The 19,254-nt window shown below is 44.3% G+C and carries 18 protein-coding genes and 1 tRNA gene; 5 read left to right on the top strand and 14 right to left on the bottom strand.

Annotated elements, in window-relative coordinates; translation table 11 throughout:
• Window positions 1–361: 361 nt before the first annotated feature.
• Complete coding sequence (locus MmiEs2_RS08335) at window positions 362–1,126, top strand: ArsR/SmtB family transcription factor (protein WP_316559399.1); 765 nt, start codon at window positions 362–364, stop codon at window positions 1,124–1,126.
• 56 nt (window positions 1,127–1,182) lie between these two features.
• On the top strand, window positions 1,183–2,019 hold the full coding sequence (gene truA, locus MmiEs2_RS08330) for a tRNA pseudouridine(38-40) synthase TruA (RefSeq protein WP_316559398.1): 837 nt from the start codon (window positions 1,183–1,185) through the stop codon (window positions 2,017–2,019).
• Between the two features lie 58 nt (window positions 2,020–2,077).
• Here the strand turns inward: truA and MmiEs2_RS08325 are convergent, their stop codons facing one another.
• The gene (locus MmiEs2_RS08325; protein WP_316559397.1) at window positions 2,078–3,181 is read right to left on the bottom strand and encodes an N-6 DNA methylase; all 1,104 of its coding nucleotides are present in this window, start codon (window positions 3,179–3,181) and stop codon (window positions 2,078–2,080) included.
• Between the two features lie 45 nt (window positions 3,182–3,226).
• A complete protein-coding gene (locus MmiEs2_RS08320) occupies window positions 3,227–4,729 on the bottom strand; it encodes a serine--tRNA ligase (protein WP_316559396.1) in 1,503 nt (500 codons plus the stop codon).
• Between the two features lie 260 nt (window positions 4,730–4,989).
• Between MmiEs2_RS08320 and MmiEs2_RS08315 the strand changes: the two genes are divergently transcribed.
• Complete coding sequence (locus MmiEs2_RS08315) at window positions 4,990–6,336, top strand: RNA-binding domain-containing protein (RefSeq protein ID WP_316559395.1); 1,347 nt, start codon at window positions 4,990–4,992, stop codon at window positions 6,334–6,336.
• Between the two features lie 8 nt (window positions 6,337–6,344).
• On the opposite strand, the gene MmiEs2_RS08310 is transcribed toward MmiEs2_RS08315, so the two are convergent.
• Window positions 6,345–7,973: a KEOPS complex subunit Pcc1 gene (locus MmiEs2_RS08310; RefSeq protein WP_316559394.1), complete on the bottom strand. Its 1,629-nt coding sequence runs from the start codon at window positions 7,971–7,973 to the stop codon at window positions 6,345–6,347.
• Between the two features lie 52 nt (window positions 7,974–8,025).
• On the bottom strand, window positions 8,026–9,018 hold the full coding sequence (locus MmiEs2_RS08305; RefSeq protein ID WP_316559393.1) for a calcium/sodium antiporter: 993 nt from the start codon (window positions 9,016–9,018) through the stop codon (window positions 8,026–8,028).
• A 259-nt stretch (window positions 9,019–9,277) separates the two neighbouring features.
• Here MmiEs2_RS08305 and corA point away from each other — a divergent pair, with 259 nt between their 5' ends.
• Window positions 9,278–10,507 (top strand): magnesium/cobalt transporter CorA, encoded by a 1,230-nt coding sequence (gene corA / locus MmiEs2_RS08300; RefSeq protein ID WP_316559392.1) that lies wholly within the window; start codon window positions 9,278–9,280, stop codon window positions 10,505–10,507.
• A 210-nt stretch (window positions 10,508–10,717) separates the two neighbouring features.
• On the opposite strand, the gene MmiEs2_RS08295 is transcribed toward corA, so the two are convergent.
• Both MmiEs2_RS08295 and MmiEs2_RS08290 read right to left on the bottom strand, forming a co-directional pair.
• A complete protein-coding gene (locus MmiEs2_RS08295; protein ID WP_316559391.1) occupies window positions 10,718–10,867 on the bottom strand; it encodes a hypothetical protein in 150 nt (49 codons plus the stop codon).
• Between the two features lie 50 nt (window positions 10,868–10,917).
• Window positions 10,918–12,141 (bottom strand): class I SAM-dependent methyltransferase, encoded by a 1,224-nt coding sequence (locus tag MmiEs2_RS08290; protein ID WP_316559390.1) that lies wholly within the window; start codon window positions 12,139–12,141, stop codon window positions 10,918–10,920.
• 99 nt (window positions 12,142–12,240) lie between these two features.
• On the opposite strand from MmiEs2_RS08290, the gene purN reads away from it, so the two are divergent.
• Window positions 12,241–12,852 (top strand): phosphoribosylglycinamide formyltransferase, encoded by a 612-nt coding sequence (purN, locus tag MmiEs2_RS08285; protein ID WP_316559389.1) that lies wholly within the window; start codon window positions 12,241–12,243, stop codon window positions 12,850–12,852.
• A 90-nt stretch (window positions 12,853–12,942) separates the two neighbouring features.
• On the opposite strand, the gene MmiEs2_RS08280 is transcribed toward purN, so the two are convergent.
• The 8 genes from MmiEs2_RS08280 to MmiEs2_RS08245 all read right to left on the bottom strand — a co-directional run bounded on the left by MmiEs2_RS08280 (window position 12,943) and on the right by MmiEs2_RS08245 (window position 19,056).
• Complete coding sequence (locus MmiEs2_RS08280; protein ID WP_316559388.1) at window positions 12,943–14,301, bottom strand: tRNA (N(6)-L-threonylcarbamoyladenosine(37)-C(2))-methylthiotransferase; 1,359 nt, start codon at window positions 14,299–14,301, stop codon at window positions 12,943–12,945.
• Between the two features lie 28 nt (window positions 14,302–14,329).
• Complete coding sequence (glpX, locus tag MmiEs2_RS08275) at window positions 14,330–15,412, bottom strand: class II fructose-bisphosphatase (RefSeq protein WP_316560251.1); 1,083 nt, start codon at window positions 15,410–15,412, stop codon at window positions 14,330–14,332.
• Window positions 15,413–15,711: 299 nt separating this feature from the next.
• The gene (cgi121, locus tag MmiEs2_RS08270) at window positions 15,712–16,236 is read right to left on the bottom strand and encodes a KEOPS complex subunit Cgi121 (RefSeq protein WP_316559387.1); all 525 of its coding nucleotides are present in this window, start codon (window positions 16,234–16,236) and stop codon (window positions 15,712–15,714) included.
• 58 nt (window positions 16,237–16,294) lie between these two features.
• Window positions 16,295–16,381 (bottom strand) — tRNA-Leu (locus MmiEs2_RS08265).
• Window positions 16,382–16,520: 139 nt separating this feature from the next.
• Complete coding sequence (locus tag MmiEs2_RS08260; RefSeq protein ID WP_316559386.1) at window positions 16,521–17,324, bottom strand: DNA-directed RNA polymerase subunit D; 804 nt, start codon at window positions 17,322–17,324, stop codon at window positions 16,521–16,523.
• Window positions 17,325–17,437: 113 nt separating this feature from the next.
• Window positions 17,438–17,821 carry a 30S ribosomal protein S11 gene (locus MmiEs2_RS08255; RefSeq protein ID WP_133517100.1) on the bottom strand — a complete coding sequence of 128 codons (384 nt, stop codon included), beginning with the start codon at window positions 17,819–17,821 and terminating at the stop codon, window positions 17,438–17,440.
• A gap of 2 nt (window positions 17,822–17,823) precedes the next feature.
• A complete protein-coding gene (locus MmiEs2_RS08250) occupies window positions 17,824–18,537 on the bottom strand; it encodes a 30S ribosomal protein S4 (protein ID WP_316559385.1) in 714 nt (237 codons plus the stop codon).
• A gap of 12 nt (window positions 18,538–18,549) precedes the next feature.
• On the bottom strand, window positions 18,550–19,056 hold the full coding sequence (locus tag MmiEs2_RS08245; RefSeq protein ID WP_316559384.1) for a 30S ribosomal protein S13: 507 nt from the start codon (window positions 19,054–19,056) through the stop codon (window positions 18,550–18,552).
• Between the last annotated feature and the right edge of the window lie 198 nt (window positions 19,057–19,254).

Genomic DNA, 19,254 nt, shown 5'->3' with positions numbered 1-19,254 from the left:
CTGTGAGGTAAAATGGGTTAGAATGTAGATAAAGCTTATGACAAAGAATACGAATAAAAATTTAATACTAATAAAAATATTTAAAAAATTCGAAAGTTGGAATTTCAAATTTGACGAAAAATAAAAAACGCTATCCGATGAAAAGTATAAATCGGATTGAACTTAACCAAATATTAAAATGATTTGAAGAATTAAATCCGATTATAATTTTCAAATTAAAAATAAACTAAAAATTCTTTAATTAAAAACTCGATTTAAATTTAATAAAATTTTAATTCAATTTCAATTCAATTTTAAAATCAAACTGAAATTCTATGAATTTCAGCAAGAAATTCAAATAAAAACGAAAAGGATGATATTTATGAACACAGCCGGCACAACATCCAAAGACACGACCGACAAACGCATGGAGACGAAATCCGACAGCGTCGCGGAAGCATTCGGAGAACTCGACGCGGACTCAATTATTGTCATTCCGGTGAATGAGGATTCCAAAAAAATCAGGCAGATTTTATCCAACGATACCGCCATGAAAATTTTGGATTTGCTTAAAAAAGAAAGCTTGTCCGCCGGCGAAGTTTCGGAAAAATTGGAAATTCCGCTGACGACTGTCAAATACAATATCGACCAGATGGTCGAACACGATTTGGTTCGCATCCAGCGAATCAAATACAGTGAAAAGGGCCGGCAGGTAAAAATTTATGAAGCGCCGGAAAAAGTCATCGTTTTCGCGCCGGAAAAAATGACACGCTTTTCCTTAATTTCTATGCTTCAAAAATACGCTTTCGCATTTGTCGCGGCTGCTTTCGGCGGATTCGGTTTGAATTATATTTATCAGAGACATTGGGAAAAACAAGCCATGTCCATGAGATATTCCTCGCTTGTCACCGAAGACGCGCTTTTAGAAGGTGCTTTTGACGAAGCACCCATGGCAGCAGACACCGGAATGGGTGCCGCGACCGGCGGCGGATCGTTCATTCACGATTCAATCATGGCGTTTAACGACTGGTTTTTCGGTTTAATGAATCATCACGCGTTTTGGTTCATCGCCGGCGCGCTCTTTGTTTGCGTCATTATTTGGACGATTGAATTCATGACCGTAAAAAAAGTCGTAAAATCGGAATGAATAAATAAGCCGTCGTCGTTATAGAAATCATAAAAATTAAAATAACGACGATGATTATGAAAGTTGCTTTAAAAATCGGATATGAAGGAACCCATTTTTCCGGATCCCAAATCCAGCCGGACAAACGAACCGTCGAGGGCGAGCTGTTAAAAGCGCTCCGAGAAACGGAAGTCATCACCGACGCCGAAGCCGCGAATCTGTCCTCTTCCGGGAGAACGGATGCCGGCGTTCATTCCATCAGTCAAGTCGTTACTTTTTTTACGGATAATCCGCGAATGGCAATTCCGCGTATTTTAAATTCAAAGCTTCCGCGCGATGTTTGGGCGTGGGCGTACGCCGAAGTTCCCGATGGTTTTGATCCGCGCCGCCATGCGATTCGCCGAAAATACAGATACATATTAAATGCCGACGAATACGACATTTCAAAAATGAGAGAAGCGGCAAAGCTTTTCATCGGCGAGCATAATTTTTCAAATTTTACAAAAAAGGACAAAAAGAATCCGAAATCAACAATCCGAAAAGTTGAAAAATTGGATGTCCGAAGCCAGGGTCCTGTCATTAAAATTGACATCGTGGCAAACGCTTACCTTTGGAACATGATTCGAAAAATCGTCTCCGCGCTGACGCTTGTCGGTAGCGGAATCCGCGACACCGAATGGGTGACAAAGATGTTGGATCCTGAAAATTATGAAGAAGGCATCGAGCCGGCACCGGCCTACGGCCTCATCTTTTTGGACGTTCAATACAATCCCGAACCCGATTGGATGATTGACAGCTACGCGATTAAACATGTCAACGATTTTTACACAAAAGAAGCCAACCGTTTCCGCGTGATTTCAACCATTTTGGAACAATTCGTCATGCAGCCCGAAAAAGAGCAGGATTTGGACTGAGAAATGCACCGCTGCGCGCGAGCGGCGCAATTAAAAAAATGAAATAAATAGACTCTTTTCAATTTTTGTTTAAAACCGTAATCGTCCGCGTCAAACTTTTATGAACGCGCTGTTTGTAAATGTTTTCGATTTGAAATCCCGCGTCAAACGCGAACTTTTCAACTTCGATTTCGGAAACGACAACCGCTTTTTTTCCGATTTTCAAAACACGGAACATTTCTTTAAAAGATTCGTCGTAAAGGCGTTCCAAAGATTCCGCTTTAATCGCCGCCGACCGCCCGTAAGGCGGATCCGTGATGATCGCGTCAGCCATTTCGTCTTCGAAAGGCAAACCGCACGCGTCGCCGACAAACAAATCGTAATTGATTTGATCGACCCCTGCGTCGCGCTCCGCTTTTGAGAGCAGTTCCCCGGTCGTCGCTGCGTAACCGCCCATGTTCGCCGCCGCCCCGATGATGATTTTTTCCTGCGCGTCAACGCCGATTGCCGTTGCGCCGAGGAGTCCCGCTTCGAGCAAAATACCGGCCGTCCCGCAAAACGGATCGACGACGACAGCACCTTTTTGAGCGCCCGCAATGTTTGAAAGAGCGCGTGCAACGCGCGGCATCAAAACGCCGGGATAGAAAAACGGCTTTTTCTGAGGCGATCTGTGCTCGTAAGCGCCGCGGTCAACTGTTGCCGCCAAAACCCCGAACACCGCCTTGTCCGTCAGCGTCAGCCGAAAAGTGACATCCGCGCCTTTCAAAGACGCGCGAAAACCCTGACGATAAATCCGGCCGCCGATTTTGCCTTCCAAATCAACGGATTTGAGAACGGAATTGTCCCCGAGGCGCTTTGCTCGAACGACAAACGTTTCGCCGGTCTTTAAATAATCCGCCGCGTTAAACCGTTCAGCCGCCGATAAAATCGTTTCTTCATCGACATCAACAATTTCAATTACTTTTGAAATCGAATGCGTCATCGCCAAAACGTCCGGCATCACATTTCGCATCATCAAAAAGATATCCTCATCCGAAACGGAATCCGAAAAAATATCAACGACGAGGCAGCTCAAATAATTTTCAAAAACAGAATATTCTAACCCGTTGGAAGAGAGAACACTCAACACTTCGGCTGCGGGAATGAGAGGATGTTCGCCGGAGAGTTCAAACGCGTATAACATAATAATCGAAAAATAAAAAAAGAAAAATCCGATTGGACTTTTCAATTACAAGAATTTAACCTGCTTCGGCATTTTGCCGAATCTTTTTTGAACTTCAGCCGGCCAGTTTTCGGGGTCAAGTCCGTGCTGCGCCAAAAAGACGGCGGTCCACCTTTCCAAACCGACACCGGAACAGCCGCTCCACAGCTTTTCACCGCTTTGGCTTTTCACGTTAAAACCGTTCGGATATTTTTCGCCGTTGATGCTGACGTTTTGGAATTCGAGCCATTCGCCTTCCGGACCGCGGTACGGCAGCGGTGCTTCGTAGTCGGTCGTTCCTGTCACTTCGTCGGCGGCAACGCCGGCAATGCCTTCCTGCGCCATGAACCACGGCGTCACCCACGCTTTACGCCATTTCAAATCCAAAATGTCGTTGAAAATGTGCATGTAGCGGTCTTGGAGCTGCTTGGTGGTTTCGACGACCTGCTCCTGCGTTCCGAGCCAGACCAATTCGATTCTGTGGAATTCGTCAACGCGCTCGATGCCGTGAATGCCGCCGCTTTCGTAGCGGTGAGACGTTCCCGAGCGGTCGAAAATTGTAATCGGCAGGCTTTCATTCGCGATGGTCTCGCCTTGGAAAAAGCCCCAGGAAGGCGGACACTGCGCATAACACATGCCGCCGATCGGATCACCGATTTTTTCTTTCAGCATTTCAACAGGCACTTCGTGCGTAACTTTGTAATAATCCATCACGTCTTCCCAGTATTCGGGGTCGCGCGTCTTGGGCGGGCAAACGTAATACATTTCGGGGTAAATGCCTTTGGCGTGGCCGGAATGTTTCCAAATGTCCCACATGACCATTTTCGGGAAAATCATTTCATCGTAGCCGAGCGGCGCTAAAATTTCATCGACAACAATCTGCTCAAACACGCGGAACAAACGCGTTGTTACCGGACCGTGAATCCACTGGCCGCGGCCGGCGCCTCTTTTGAGCCAGCCCTGTTTGAGCATGTCTTCGGTCGGGTCTTCCGAATACCGGAATTCGCGGTCTTCGCTTTCCCAAAGCAGATTCCAGTGTTCGGCTTTTGCGCCGTAATCGCCCTGTTCCATTTTGTCTTCAACGAGTGTTAAAATACGATCGGGAACCTGATTGCGCATTTCCGCTTCGCCGACATCAAGCGTTAAAAGAAGTGTGCCGTCATTGAAATCAACGGATTTGACATACGGAATTTTCTTGTTTTTCAAATCGTGATCGGCCGGAACAGAAATCGTGAAAACTTCTGCTTCGAGCCCGCGAATACCGATTTTATGCGCTTTTCCGAGAGGCTCTGCCAGCGCCTTTTTAAGGCGCATGATTGCGTCATGAACACGAACGTAACGACCGGATGTCAGCTCGATGTCAATGCTTTTTTCGCCCAAAGACCAGCTCTTGATCTTTGCGCCTTCGCCTGCCGGCGCGCCTTTGGACAAAATCGTATTCTCGGCTTCCGCCATAATTTTTTCAATATCCTCTTTTCCGGCGGCAGGGTCTGCGCTCGTTTTCAAAGAAGCTTTTAAGTAAAATTCCATTTTATGCACCTGATTTTTTATGAATAAGTTTAGAGATAAAATGTGTAAAAATAATTAAAGGTTCTCTTTGGAAACAATATTTTCCGATTTTGAAAAACTTTGTTTAAAATGATTAGAATAGATTAAGAATGATTAGAATAGATTAAGAATGATTAGAATAGATTAAGAATGATTAGAATAGATTAAGAATGATTAGAATAGATTAAGAATGATTAGAATAGATTAAGAATGATTAGAATAGATTAAGCGGAGGGTATCTTATGGTTTTAATTGAGGATTTAACAACAGAACTAAAGCGTGAATATACACCCGAAATCATAAAAACTGTGATTGCTTTCGCCAATACAAACGGCGGCACGATTTATATCGGTATTGAAGATGACGGAGATATTGCCGGTATTGAAAATGTGAGCGAAACGATGCTCAAAGTCAGCAACGCCGTCCGCGACAGCATAAAACCCGACGTGACGCTCTTTACAGACTATCAGCAAGAACAAATCGGGAATAAAACAATTCTCACAATTGCCGTACAAAAAGGAACATCCAGCCCCTACTATTTAACGAGTAAAGGAATACGCCCCGAAGGCGTTTTTGTGCGTCAGGGAGCATCATCAGTCCCGGCAACAGAAACTGCCATTCTGCGTATGATTAAGGATACAGACGGAGAAACTTATGAAGAAGTGCGTTCACTCAATCAAGATTTAACTTTTGAATATGCCGAAAAAGAATTTTCAAACCATAATATTTCTTTTGAAGAAAATCAAAAGAAAACACTGCAAATAAAAAATGCAGACGGTATTTACACAAATTTGGGTTTGCTCCTGTCAGACCAATGCATTCACACAATAAAATTAGCAGTTTATGAGGGGAATGAAAAAGAACAATTTAAAGACCGGCGAGAATTCTCCGGATCTCTCTTCAAGCAACTCAATGACGTTTATGAATTTATTGATCGTTACAACAATATTCGTTCAGAAATTAACGGTTTGCAGCGAATTGACGTGAGAGACTACCCAACGGAAGCAATACGAGAAGCACTTCTTAATGCGATTGTTCATCGAGATTATTCATTCAGAGACAGTACATTGGTTAACATTTTCGATAATTGCATGGAATTTGTTTCAATCGGCGGATTAGTAAAAGGCATTACTCTTGATGATGTAAAATTGGGCATATCTGTAACGCGCAATCATAATCTGGCCAATATTTTCTATCGTTTGGCATTCATTGAAGCTTACGGAACCGGCATACCGAAAATTATGCACAGTTATAGAGAATACGAAACAAAACCGCGTATTGAAGCAACAAATAATGCTTTTAGAATTGCCCTTCCAAATACGGTTAATGAAAAGACAGTTTCAAATCAGCCGGCAAACAAAACAGCTATACAAAGCAACCCTGTCAAAAATAAAAAACTCGCAGGCGATGAACAAACTGTAATCGCTTTATTTGATAAAAACGAATTTGTAACCAGACAAGATGTAGAAACCGCATTGGATGCATCTCAGGCAAAAGCATTAAGAGTTTTAAAAAGACTTACCAAAACGGGAAAAATACGAACAATTGGCGGCGGAAGAAATACGAAATACAAAAAAACAGATGATTGAATTAACAATCATTTCTTTTTATCGGACGCTTTTTTCACTCGAACCGCGCCGTCGGCATTCATCAACAAATCATCGGCGGTTGCCGTCAATGAACCGATTTTATCCGTTTCGATGAAAACTTCGGCGTAACCGCCACCGATTGTCGTTTTTGTTCCGTAAAGATTATCCGGTGCCAGAGCCGTGACTAATTTTTCGGAAACGCGGTCCGCGATTTCAGCTTCGTTTTCGTCAATGAACCGAATCGTTCCGGAAATATGAACAACCGGACCGGTTTTTTGAGAATTTCCTGAAAGCTGGGCGCCGACGATTTCGTTTAACATTTCCATAAAAGCGTCGACTGTTTCTTTTCCGGGCGGCAGAAGACCGCCGGATGCGATGTTGTGGCCGCCGCCGCTGCCGCCGACACTCTCGGCTGCTGTTTTAACGGCAACAGATAAGTCCAAGCCTTGTTTAATCAAACCGCGCGTTCCGCGTGACGAAATTCGAGTGACGCCGTCGTTTTCATTCAAGCAAACGAAAGGCTTGCTCGGGTTGACGTAACGGATATAAGTCGTTGAAATGTTGCCGGCCGAATGCAAATCTTTACCGTAAATGTATGAAACGTTTGAACAGGACTGCGCCGTCGGCAAAACCGCAGCCAGATTTTTAACAAGCGTTTCCTGGATCACGCGGTAATTTTCAAAACATTTGTTGAGGACGGATGAGTCGCCTAAACAAAGCGCGATCGCCGCTTCAAAGTCATCGTCTTTGTTGCAGCTGTCTAAAATGCCGGCCAAATCAAAAACATTCTCAACCACTTGGTTTTTGAGATAATAAATGTCACCGACAGCCGCTTCAACCGCGTCGGGGCTGTCAAGCGGCTCAAGTTTTTTCAAAACGGCATCGCATAAGTGATTCATTTCATCATCGGTCAAATCGTGAATGTTTTTATTTTCATCTAAATTCAGCGCTGACAAAAAACTGCGGATTTCATCCGGCTTTCCCGTGATGTCCAAATACGGCTCGGTCGTCCGCATGAAAACATCGAACAAAGCCCCGTCACCGACTTTTAAACCGCGGCGGCTGACAACAACACCGGCTTCTTTTGCCTGCGCCAAAATGTCGGCGTTTGCTGCGACCATCAGTTGCCTGTCGCCGATGATTCCGGCAACGGCAAGCGAAGACAAATCGACGTTTTCATCGCGCATCGCGCGCGCCGTTAAATAAGAAACACCGGCGCCGGAAATCATATAAGATCCTTCCAAGCCGACGTTCATCGGATTGACAACAACTTTTGCCGGCGTTTTGCCGACGGGAACGTGGTGATCTAAAATCACCATCGGATTCGGAAGCGCGGATAAAAATTCAGATTGACCGCTGCCGATATCGCAAAAAATAAGCAGAAAATCTTCGGGAAAACAGGACGCCAAATACGAAACGACCGACGCGTCTAATTTCGGGAAGATTTTGTGATAATAAGTAATGCCTTCGCGTTTGAGCGCCTGAATCATAATGGCGGCGCTTGTCAGTCCGTCCGAATCGTTATGCGTCACCAAACCCACATGAGAATGCTGTTTGATAAAGCGCGCCGCGGAATCCGCATGCTTTTTCAAATGTCTGACTTTTTCCGATTCGGGCATAGACTGATAATTCACCATAATGTCACGCTTTTTTGATATATTCTGATGTCGGTTTCATTCATAAATTTTGTTACGCGCCCAACGACGGAACGTAGACGAACAATCCGACCAAATAAACGACGTAAACGAGAGCGATAAGCGCGCCTTGCCAGCGTGTGATTTTCTTTCTGTAGCCGAAAAAGGCGACCAAGACGAAAAGCAGCATCATGACAACAAAATCATAACGGAGAAGCTGTCCGTTGACCGGCAAATCGACGAACATTGCCGAAACGCCCAAAATCATCGTAATGTCCAAAATGTTGGCGCCGACGATGTTTCCGACGGAAAGATCCTGATATCCTTTTCTGAAAGATGTAATCGCTGTAATGATTTCCGGAAGCGAGGTGCCGATTGAAATCAAAGTCAAACTGATGATGAGTTCGGGAATGCCGAGCTGTGTCGCGATTTCCGTCCCATTCGTGACAACCAAACGGCTGCCACCGACAACGAAAATAGCGCCGACGAGAAACATTAAAACGTCCAAATAGGAATCTTTAATTTTAATTTTCGCCCAAATTCCTGTGCGCGGCGCAGGTGCATCGTCTTCGGGTTTCTTGGGCTCTTTCTTTTGATCCCAGTAAGTGTACGCAATGTAAACGACGAAAATGACGAGCAAAATTAAGCCGTCCGTTTTGGTAATGTCGCCGCCGATCCAGCTGAGAAGGAACAAAACACCGCCGGCGAGAAGCATCAGCAAAGCTTTGATGTTAAAACTTTTGTCGTCGACAACGACTGTTTTTAACATGACGATAAAGCCGATGGCAATACCGATATTACAAATTGTTGAGCCGACAGCGTTTCCGATTGCCATGTCCGGTTGACCGTTGAGCGCCGCCATAAAGCTGACTAAAAATTCGGGAGCGGTTGTTGCGAAACTGACAATTGTTGCACCGATAACGGCTTTCGGAATGCCGTATCTTTTGGAAATATTGACAGCGGCATCGACGAACCAGCCGGCACCAAAACCGATTAAGGCGAGGCCGACGGCAAATAAAACATAAACAAGAAGACCATCTATAGTCATTTTGAATCCACCATTATTAACATTTGTCCGCCGGATTTGACCGGCGGCGAATTTTGCAAAAAGCCCGAAATTTTGACAATAAAAATCAAGCACAAAAATTATTACAAAAAAAGAAATGACAACTATATATAAAAAGATAACAATAAAATTTAATAAAGATTTCAAATTTATTGAAATTAAAAGAACAGCTCTAAAAATCGTTTGAAAGATATATAGGTTTTGGGAAAAATTGAAAATAAGCGGGACGGAGATTGGATAAATGGCGGAAGAAATTCAAACGGATCAAAAAATTGAAATGATTGAAAATTCGGGTTCGGAATCGGATTTAAAACCAGAAGATCCGATTGTTTCGAAAGAATCGGATAAAGTCGGACTGCCGCCCGGAACTTTGATGTATGTCGATGACGACGGAAAAGACGATGAGACGCTTAAAGAGAAAAGCTTGATTCGCATCATCCGATACAATGAGTCAGGCTGCCGTGAAGTGAAAATCAAATCGGTTGATGAAATCGGTGCGATTGTACAAACAGCAAGCGCTGCTGACCAAACAACAACCGTAATTGGTCAAAAGACAAACGCGAATCAAACAATAAACACAGCCGGTCAAGATAAAATTTGGATTCATGTGTCGGGCTTATGGGATATCGACAGCGTTCGAAAAATCGGCGAAATTTTTCAGCTCAGTCCTTTGGTTTTGGAAGACATTTTGAATATGGAACAACGCCCGAAGACGGAAGATTATGAAACGTATTTGTTTACGATTTTAAAGCAGATTCAATTCGATGAGGATGAAAAGGAAATCAAAGACAATCAAATCAGCATTGTGACATTTGAAAAAGTCGTTTTAACATTTTGTGAAAATGATCCGCAGATTTTCAAATCCGTTGCCGGCCGAATTAAAAAAGGCGGAAAGATTTTGAAATACGATGCGGATTACTTAACGTACGCGCTGATTGACGTGATTGTCGATCATTATCTTTACACCGTTGAGTTTTTTGACGAATGGTTAGACGATATCGAAAAAAGAATCATTAAAAATCCCGACAAGGAAGGCGCGGAAGAAATCAACGCGCTGCGGCATGAGTTGTCGGCGTTTAAAAAGGCGATTTGGCCGACGATTACCGTGATTGAAAAGATGGAAAAAAGCGATTCAAAATTAATCAAAAAACAAACGCGCGTCCTTTTCCGAGACATATTTGACCACGTCGTCCGAATTACGGATTCGATTGAGGCCGATCACGAAGTTTTGACCGGCATTTATGATTTGTACACGACGGGAATTTCCAACAAATTAAACGACACAATGCGGATTTTAACCGTGATTTCAACCATTTTCATTCCGCTGACGTTCATCGCCGGCGTTTACGGCATGAATTTTGACAACATGCCGGAATTGTACTGGAAATACGGTTATTACGCGTGTCTCGGGCTGATGGTGATTATTTTCGTCGGAATGCTAATCTTTTTCAGAAAAAAGAAATGGATTTAAATTGATTTTTTTTCGAAAAACCGATATTGGTTTTTCGAGTTCTCTTTTTAAGAAAACAGATTCAGGTTTTCGAATTGTTTTTTAAATCGGGTTCGGGTTTTCGAATTGTTTTTAAAAACCGGGTTTGGGTTTTCGATTCATTTTTTAAAAATCCGTGCTGTTGCGCGCGCGGCGTGGCGCTGCTGCGAGCGACAGGCGCAACGGCGAACATCAGCGCACGGAAACGGAAAGGTGGCAGCGCTCCGTTCGCGAAGCGAACGGCTGCCATGAGAAAGCGCAGATACAAGCGGCAAACGCAAACAGTAAGGTAGCAGCAGCAAACGCAAACAGCAAGGTAGCCACAGCAAACGCAAACAGCAAGGTAGCAGCAGCAAACTTAAACTGCCGCCGGCGAATTACCCCGGCAAAAATTAAAGAATTCGAACATCCAAGCAGATATTATACTGATGCGGCGCGTAAGAGCGGACATTCCGTTTTTCAAGAACTTCAATGTTCCGGCCTTGTTTTTCGGCGGCAATTCGAATCAATTCGATAGAACCGTCAAATAAATCATCATCGGAAGTCATGGCGTAATAATGAATCACGCCGCCATTTTTGCAAATCGTGACTGCCGTGTCCAAAAAATCATAAGCGTTATGCGGCAGATTCATAATAATGTGATCGCCCGCGCTCGCGTATTCTTGAGATAAAAATAAAGCGTCTTCGTTCAGCGCCGTTATATTTTCGATTTTATTGAGCGCGATGTTTTCTTTTAATAATTCAACCGCCGCATCATTTTTATCGTTCGCGATAATTTGAGCCGGTTTTGCCGATTTGGAAATTAAAATGCTGTAAGGCCCGACGCCTGCGAACATATCAATAACAACGTCCCCGTCTCGAATTTGGTCCGCGATTCTGCGGCGTTCCGTTGACAGGCGCGGCGTGAAATAAGCGCGGCCCAAATCGACTTTGTATTTGCAGCCGTATTCTTTGTGAACGGTAGCCGTCTTGCTGACGCCTGCGATAAATTCCAAATCCCGCGTTCTGAATTCCCCGGAAATCGGGCCTTTGGAAAGCAAAACGGTTTTGACCGCCGAATGCGCTTTTAAAATTGCCGCGGCAATTTCGGAAGCGTTTGCCGTGCTTTCGTTCTTGTCGACTTCAATACCGCTGTTTTCGGTTTCGTTGTTTTCAGTTCCAACATTTTCGATTTCACTGTTCTCGGTTTCACGGTTATCGGTTTCACGGTTTTCGGTTTTGCCGTCATCGAGTTTATCGTCTAAAACGGCGATGTCGCCGATGATTTCATAAGCAACCGAAAATCCCAAGATTTCGGAAACCGTCGGGACTTTTGTATGAACATTGAATGTTAAATCTTTGACATACCAGCCGTGATATTCCAGCTTCTCTTTCGAATGCGGAAGCTGCAATATAAACGGCATCAACCTGTCTCGAATCGCCAAACGCTCTTCTTTTTCAGGATAACGCAAAAGCGGCAGATACAAATAAACATCATCGGCAAACAGTTTGCAAGAATAATCAATAATATCGAATTCGTCCAAAATGCGGCGAACAGGCTCACCGTCTTCTTTGTGAACACGAAAAGCATATCGAACGGCAGACATTCCGCCTTCTGATGAAACTGACTGCATCATTTCACTCAATCGTTTCCATTTTACTTATATTTATTTTAAGAACAGCGAATTTTTAATATAGAGACGAATCTTTATGAACATATTTCAGGAACGAATGATATGACAGTTAAAATTTCAGTTCTCGTCTCCGGCAGAGGAACAAATTTACAATCCGTGATTGACGCAATCGAATGCGGCGAAATTCAAAACGCGGAAATCACCTGCGTCGTCAGCGACAAAGAAGAAGCGTTCGCGCTCAAGCGCGCCGAAAAACACGGAATTACCGGCATTTTTGTCAATCCCGCGGAGTTTTCATCTCGTCAGGAATATGACGACAAATTGCTTGAGATCTTAAAAGAAAAGGAAACCGATCTTGTTCTTTTGGCAGGTTACCTCAGAATTATCAGCGCCTCTTTGATTGACGCGTACAAAAACAGAATCATCAACATTCACCCGTCTCTTTTGCCGTCGTTTAAAGGACTCAACGCCCAAAAACAAGCGATTGACTACGGCGTTAAATTCACCGGCTGCACGGTTCATTTCGTCGAACCCGATTTGGATGCCGGCCCGATTATTATGCAAAAAATAATTCCTGTTTTGGAAAATGATACCGCCGACACGCTCGCAGAAAGATTGCTTGTTGAAGAAAACAAAGCGTACCGCGAAGTCGTTAAACTTTTCGTAGACGGAAAACTGGAAGTTGACGGCAGAAGTGTTAAAATTAAAAAATGAATTTCAAAAATTGAAAATAAATCAATCAAAAATTAAAAATTCAATCAATTAAAAACGATTATGATTATTGAAAAACAATCGAATTGGTTTTTAAACCAATTCCCCGATAAAATACCCGGGCGTCGCCTCAACGATTCTTGCTTTGACGGTCATTCCGGGTTTCAATCCTTTTTCATTTAAAACGACAGGCTTATAATCGGAAGTTCTTGCCAGAACGCCGCTTTCCTTACCGTATTTTGAAACAAAAACATCTTCGACTTTTCCGATGCGTTCGTTTTTCGTCTCCTGCTTCAGCCGATCCGTGATTTCCGTCAAATCGCGAGAGCGCGCCGTCAGGATTCTGGAATCCAAATTGCGCAAGGGAAAAGCTTTGGTTCCCGGGCGCGGCGAATATTTTGAAATGTTGATTTTGTCCGGCTTATATTTTTGAACCCATTCAATCGTTTTTTCAAAATCGGAATCGGTTTCGCCGCAAAATCCGACAATAATATCCGTAAAAAGCGTCAAATCCGGGAATTGGTCTTTAAAAGCCGCAATCACCGCGTCAACATCGCCCATCGAATAATGCCGGTTCATGGATTTCAAAACATCTTCCGATGCCGATTGAATCGGAATGTGAAGAAACTTATAGATTTTAGGGTGATTGAAAGCGTCAACAAGCTCCGGCAAAATCGGCAGAATCGAAAACGGGTTCATCATGCCGACGCGAATTTTAAAATCGCCGGGAATTTCCGTGATTTGTCTGAGCAGTTCGGGCAGGCGTATTTTTGAATAATCGGAATCTTTTGAAAAATCCATACCGTACTGGCTGTCGTCTTGAGAAGTCAGCCAAATTTCGGAACAGCCTTCCGATACCGCCGTTTTGACATCTTCGACAATTTCTTCGGGCGGGAACGAAACCAAGTCGCCGCGCGCGAGGCGAACAATGCAGTAGGAACAGCCGAAGCGGCAGCCGGTTGAGATTTGGCAAATATGAATATTGTCATGATACCGAATTTTCGGCAGATTCAAAAATCCTTCCGGCACTTTTGATGAAATTCGAACCGGAACATAATCATCGGCAGAATTAATAACGAAACCGGCATCGGATTTCGTTGCAGTTGGATCGGATTTGTTTTTTGCTGCGATTTTTTGAAGCAAATCTTCAAGCCCGTTTACCGAGCGGACGCCGACAATATGCGCTTCGGGATTGGCATTTAAAATCAAATCCAATTGAACTTCGGGCATGCAGCCGCAAACGATAACATCTTTGCCGCGCTCGCCGAAGGTTCGAATTTTATGAAGAATTTTCTGCTCGGTCGTGTACTTAACCGTACAGCTGTTGCAGATGTAAATATCGGCATCGGCTTCGTTTGAAAACTCGAAGCCCGCGTTTTTGATGATTCCGCGCATCGTTTCTGCCGATGCTTGATTTGCGGAACAGCCAAATGTTTCAAAATAAATTTTCATGCTAAAAATTAAAAAAAATGATTTAGAATCAGACGGAAAACGATTTGTTTTCCTTGTCTTTGACATAAATGCTTTGCGTGATTCTGACAACGCCGGAACTGCCTGTTAAAATGCTTGTCATGTAAGCATCGCCGTCGCCGAGCAGTTTTGTGCCTTTCATGAACGGGCCGTCGGTGACAGCGGTTGCCGCGAAAATGACATCTTTTCCGGGAACCAAATCGTTTGTTTCTCTGATTTTAGAAATTTCGTTTTCGGGAATACCCATTTTCTCCAAACGGGGCAATTTTTCAGCAAGCTCTTTTGCGATTTCGTCTTCGGATTTTTCGTTCGCAGCGTTCGGCAAAACCAAACGGCCGATAATTTTTCCGCCGAGGCATTTGAGCGCGCTCGCCGTCAAAACCGCTTCGCCCGAGCCGCCTGCGCCCATTACCATGTCAACGCCGGAATCTTCAAAGCAGGTCATAACGCCCGGAAGCAAGTCGCCGTCGGGAACTAAACGGATGCGTGCGCCTGCCGCGCGGACATCCGCGATGATTTTTTTGTGTCTGTCGCGTTCTAAAACGACAACGGTCAAATCTTCAATATTTTTGCCGAGCGCTTTTGAAACGAGCGTTAAATTCTGAAGAACAGGCGCGTCCAAATCAATTTTGTCGCCCGTTTTCTTTTCGTACAAAACGACTTTCGGACCGACGACGATTTTATCGAAATAAATATCGGGACCGTAAAAAATACCGTCTTTTTCCGCCATCGACATGACCGCAATGGATCCGTTCACGTCGTCTGCTGCCAAATTTGTGCCTTCCAGTGGGTCAACCGCGATTTCAACAACCGGACCGTTCCCGGTGCCGACTTCTTCGCCGATATAAAGCATCGGCGCTTCGTCACGCTCGCCTTCACCGATTTTAATGGTTCCTTTCATATCGATATGATTCAAAACGCGGCGCATCGCTTCAACCGCGACGTGATCGGCGTATTTTCGGTCGCCTTTGCCGACCTGATAAGCGGAAGCGACAGCGGCGGCTTCCGTAATTTGAAGCAAGGATAAGGATAAATTTTTCTCAATCGGGCCTGCGGCGGCCATCATTTCTTCGGTTGATTTCGGGTGCGGCATAATAAAATCACTCATTTCATTTCTAAACGTAAATCTTAAAATGTTTTTTAATGGGATTGCTCATAGTTAAAAGTTTTTCAAGCCTGAACAATTTTGAAAGATTATTAGAAAGAATGCGGGTCGGTTTTGTAAAAATATTGAAAAAATGGAGCGGCTCGCGCGCGGCAGCGGCCATGACGGCAGCAAACGCAAACAGTAAGGTAATCTGTGCCCACGCTCGCGTAGCGAGCGGATGTGATTAAAATGAGACGATGTATATGGAAATACCTGCTGCATCTGATGCCGCCGGCAACTTCAAATCAGCGCGTCACATCGACAAGCGCCACGCGTTCCAACACCAAATCTTTGATTCGGGTTTCGCCGACGGTTTGAAGTTCGTCTTCGGTGATGTCGAATTGTTTCATCAAAAACGGCTTTTTTTCTTCGGGTGAAATTTCGGGAAAATCCGAAAGCCCGAATTCGGCTTTAAACGCGTTTTCCGCTTTTTGAACACATTCCTCAGATGCGCCGAAAAAAACGAAAACAGAACGGTTTTCGCCTTGAATTAAGCCCATTGAAAAGGACTTGTCGATTTTTCGCTGACCCGATGAAAAGCGAAGGACTTCAAGACCAATGTCTTTGGCTTCGTTTACGCCGTTTGAAAAAGACTCACGAGCGCGGTGAATTGAGAAAAGCAAATGATCGATGTCAATGATTTTTCGAGCATCGAAGCCTTGAATTTTGATGTTGTGTTTTGATGAAAAGTCGTTTAAGGATTGCAAAAATACCGGAAGGTCATCAATTAAAAAACGGCCTGAAAGAATTGAAATTTCATCGGTATTCATAGTAATCAGAAAAAGAGCGAATGGATTAAAAAGATTTTGAAGCTTAGAGAAAAGTTTGTGGTGCGAGGGATGGGATTCGAACCCACGAACTCCTACGAGACTAGGCCCTCAACCTAGCGCCTTTGACCGGCTGGGCAACCCTCGCACATTGAAATACATTCGATAAACGAACAAGCCAAAAATACGATTTATCGTATATAAAGGTGTTGTTACCGCGGTTTTTGATTCAAAAATCAAAATAAATGATTGAATAAAAGATTGAAAAATAAGGTATGAAACCTTATTTAAAGATCCTTTAAAATGTCGGAAAATTCCTGAGCGCGTCCCTTGATGACATCAGCGGCTTTTAAAATCAATTCGGAAGAGGAATAAGATCCGTCGGATTCCAAAGAGAAAACAAACGTGTGCTGGTCATAAAAGATTTTAAGCGTCGGATCGTTCAAATCAAAAATGTGTCTGACGTTACCGCATTTAACACATTTTAATTCGTCTTTTTCCGTTAAATTTTCAACACTGCTCGCCATGAAAACGGCGTGTTCGGGACATTCGACAATTGTGTTGCCGCATTCGGGACACGGTTCAACAGAAACTGTCGGAAGGTGTTTGTAACCGCATGCGACGCCGGCCTGCCAGCGAACATGGTCGCGGCCGTAACCGACATGAGCGATGGCTTCAAGCATAACACGCTGCCCTTCTTTAAGTTCGACGATCGGGATTTTTTCATCCGCCGGCTGAACTTTCGGATCGGCAGAAATAAAATCGCCTGAATAAACCATTTTCGGGCCTTCGACGTCCAAACGAAGAGAAACTTCGCAATTGGGACAGCCTGCGCCGTCAACCGCGCCGCAATCACAGCTTGACTGCGGAACATAGTCGCCGTCCGTTGTTAGAGGAACGAGCGCGAGACGGAGGCCGAGCTGCTCGTCATAGAGAACGGAAGTGTTGTCATACAAATTCACGTATTCGATTGCAAGCGTCGGAACGTCCGCAATCATCGCACGGCGGACACCGTTTGCAAAAGCAGGGTTCGTGCCCGATAAAACAAACTTCGCCGAGCCTTTAGACAACTCGATAATATCAATATCCATCTGAATTCACCTGAAGTTCCAAAAATAGAAAAATCAAAAAAGAAAATGAAGAATGGAAATTCCATTCAAACATTTAAATTTCAGATTACATTTGTTTTTGTATTATTTAAACCTTAAACGCGGTGTTTACCGCCTTTGGGTCTGGTACCGTCGTGGGGAATCGGAGTCACGTCTTCGATTCTGCCGATGCGGATACCTGCACGAGCAAAGGCACGGATGGTTGCCTGTGCACCGGGTCCGGGGTTTCTCTGTTTGTTGCCGCCGGGCGCTCTCACTTTAATGTGAATGCCGGTGATGCCTTTGTCTTTTAATTGTTCCGCAAGCTGGTTTGCCATCTGCATTGCCGTGTACGGTGAACTTTCGTCACGAGCCGCTTTAACAACCATACCGCCTGAAGATTTGGCGATGGTTTCGGCACCGGTCAAGTCTGTCACGGTGATGATGGTGTTGTTGAATGAAGATTTAATGTGAGCGACAGCCCATTTCATTTCAGACATAATTAGTTCCTCCCGGGAGCTGCTGCGGGTGCTGCGCCGCCTGTACGCGGGGGACCGCGGGGTGCGCCTCTGCCGCCTCTTTTACCGCCTCTCTTGCCGCCGTCTGCCTGAGCGCGCGCCTTTTTGTTATTTTCAGCTGCTGCTCTGAGCGTCAAACCGTCAACGATTGCTGATGCGATTTGAATCGGTCTTTCAGGGTGTGATTCTGTGGTCAACGGAGATTCGCCGTAGTAAGTAATGTTCATTTCATCTTCTTTGGAAATGAGCATGCTCGGAACGGTTGCTCTTCTGCCGTTGATTGCGATGTGACCGTGCGTAATAAATTGACGGGACTGGCGGACTGTTCTTGCGAGACCGAGTCTTAAAACCTGTGTTTGAAGTCTGCGTTCAAGAATGTTTTCGGATTTTAAGCCCAAAATATCGTCAACGCCGGAGTCGGGTTTTAAGATACCGTAACGGATTAATCTGCCGAGAATCTGGTCAGCTTCGACTTTTGCATGCCCTTTCAATTCTCCGTCGGGAGAAGAAGCGACAACGGCCAAAAGACTCATTGCGTCGGATCTGTATTTACGAAGAATACTTTCCGCTTTCCAGACTTCTCTTTTATTTCTCAGGCCGTAGGCCTTGACCAATTCAACTTCACCGGCCATTCTGGTGTCTTGCCAGGGGTGGTTCGGTGTTTCATAAGACTTGTGTTTCTTACCCGGATATACCATTTCAACTCACCATCACTTCTTCTTTCTGACACCGACGGTTGATCCGCGTCTGCCTGTGGATTTGGTTCTCTGTCCTCTGACTTTGAGTCCTCTTTCGTGTCTGAGACCTCTGTAAGCACGGACTTTCTTCAAGTTGTTGGTATCTTCTTTGAATGTCAATTCAATGTCAATGCCGAGCAAGTGCTTGTCTTCACCGGTCATCAAATCTTTCTGTCTGTTCAACATCCAGACCGGTGTAGATTTTTCAATGTTCAAGATTGCAGCGTCCAATTTCGCGACATCTTCATCGGGTAAATAACCGATAATTGCTTTGGGGTCGACACCTGCATCTTTTGCGATAATTTTAGAAATACGGAGACCGATGCCATCAATACCTGTTAAAGCGTATTGAACTTGGTTGGCACCTTTCAAGTCAGTATTCATAATACGAACAAGATGCTTTATTTCGTCTTCTTCCGGAACGGTTTCAGCGACCGGTTCAAGACCTTCTTCTAAATTTTCCTTTTGTTTCTTTGCCATAAGTTTTCCTCCTTAGGGGAAAAACGCATCATGTAGCCCGAACCGTATGAAAAACGATTTCGCGCAGCCCGATAAAAGATAACAGGCTTCAATCAAATGCTTGAAACCTAAAGGATTCATCTTATATAACCTTTTCAGATGTAAAAAAAGGAAATAAGAAACAAAATAAAAGAATCAAATAAAGAAGAAAAAATACAG

The organism is Methanimicrococcus stummii, from assembly GCF_032594435.1.
GTDB lineage: Archaea > Halobacteriota > Methanosarcinia > Methanosarcinales > Methanosarcinaceae > Methanimicrococcus > Methanimicrococcus stummii.
Note: the sequence above shows the minus strand (reverse complement) of the source record. Positions and strands in the feature narration are given on the sequence as shown.

Coding starts and splice junctions, on each gene's coding strand:
- MmiEs2_RS08255 (WP_133517100.1), bottom strand. CDS start 17,821: ATGTCTGAAATGAAATGGGCTGTCGCTCACATTAAATCTTCATTCAAC.
- MmiEs2_RS08305 (WP_316559393.1), bottom strand. CDS start 9,018: ATGACTATAGATGGTCTTCTTGTTTATGTTTTATTTGCCGTCGGCCTC.
- truA (WP_316559398.1), top strand. CDS start 1,183: ATGAAAGTTGCTTTAAAAATCGGATATGAAGGAACCCATTTTTCCGGA.
- MmiEs2_RS08250 (WP_316559385.1), bottom strand. CDS start 18,537: ATGGTATATCCGGGTAAGAAACACAAGTCTTATGAAACACCGAACCAC.
- MmiEs2_RS08335 (WP_316559399.1), top strand. CDS start 362: ATGAACACAGCCGGCACAACATCCAAAGACACGACCGACAAACGCATG.
- MmiEs2_RS08320 (WP_316559396.1), bottom strand. CDS start 4,729: ATGGAATTTTACTTAAAAGCTTCTTTGAAAACGAGCGCAGACCCTGCC.
- glpX (WP_316560251.1), bottom strand. CDS start 15,412: ATGCCGCACCCGAAATCAACCGAAGAAATGATGGCCGCCGCAGGCCCG.
- cgi121 (WP_316559387.1), bottom strand. CDS start 16,236: ATGAATACCGATGAAATTTCAATTCTTTCAGGCCGTTTTTTAATTGAT.
- MmiEs2_RS08315 (WP_316559395.1), top strand. CDS start 4,990: ATGGTTTTAATTGAGGATTTAACAACAGAACTAAAGCGTGAATATACA.
- purN (WP_316559389.1), top strand. CDS start 12,241: ATGACAGTTAAAATTTCAGTTCTCGTCTCCGGCAGAGGAACAAATTTA.
- MmiEs2_RS08325 (WP_316559397.1), bottom strand. CDS start 3,181: ATGTTATACGCGTTTGAACTCTCCGGCGAACATCCTCTCATTCCCGCA.
- corA (WP_316559392.1), top strand. CDS start 9,278: ATGGCGGAAGAAATTCAAACGGATCAAAAAATTGAAATGATTGAAAAT.
- MmiEs2_RS08290 (WP_316559390.1), bottom strand. CDS start 12,141: ATGATGCAGTCAGTTTCATCAGAAGGCGGAATGTCTGCCGTTCGATAT.
- MmiEs2_RS08310 (WP_316559394.1), bottom strand. CDS start 7,973: ATGGTGAATTATCAGTCTATGCCCGAATCGGAAAAAGTCAGACATTTG.
- MmiEs2_RS08245 (WP_316559384.1), bottom strand. CDS start 19,056: ATGGCAAAGAAACAAAAGGAAAATTTAGAAGAAGGTCTTGAACCGGTC.
- MmiEs2_RS08260 (WP_316559386.1), bottom strand. CDS start 17,324: ATGGATATTGATATTATCGAGTTGTCTAAAGGCTCGGCGAAGTTTGTT.
- MmiEs2_RS08280 (WP_316559388.1), bottom strand. CDS start 14,301: ATGAAAATTTATTTTGAAACATTTGGCTGTTCCGCAAATCAAGCATCG.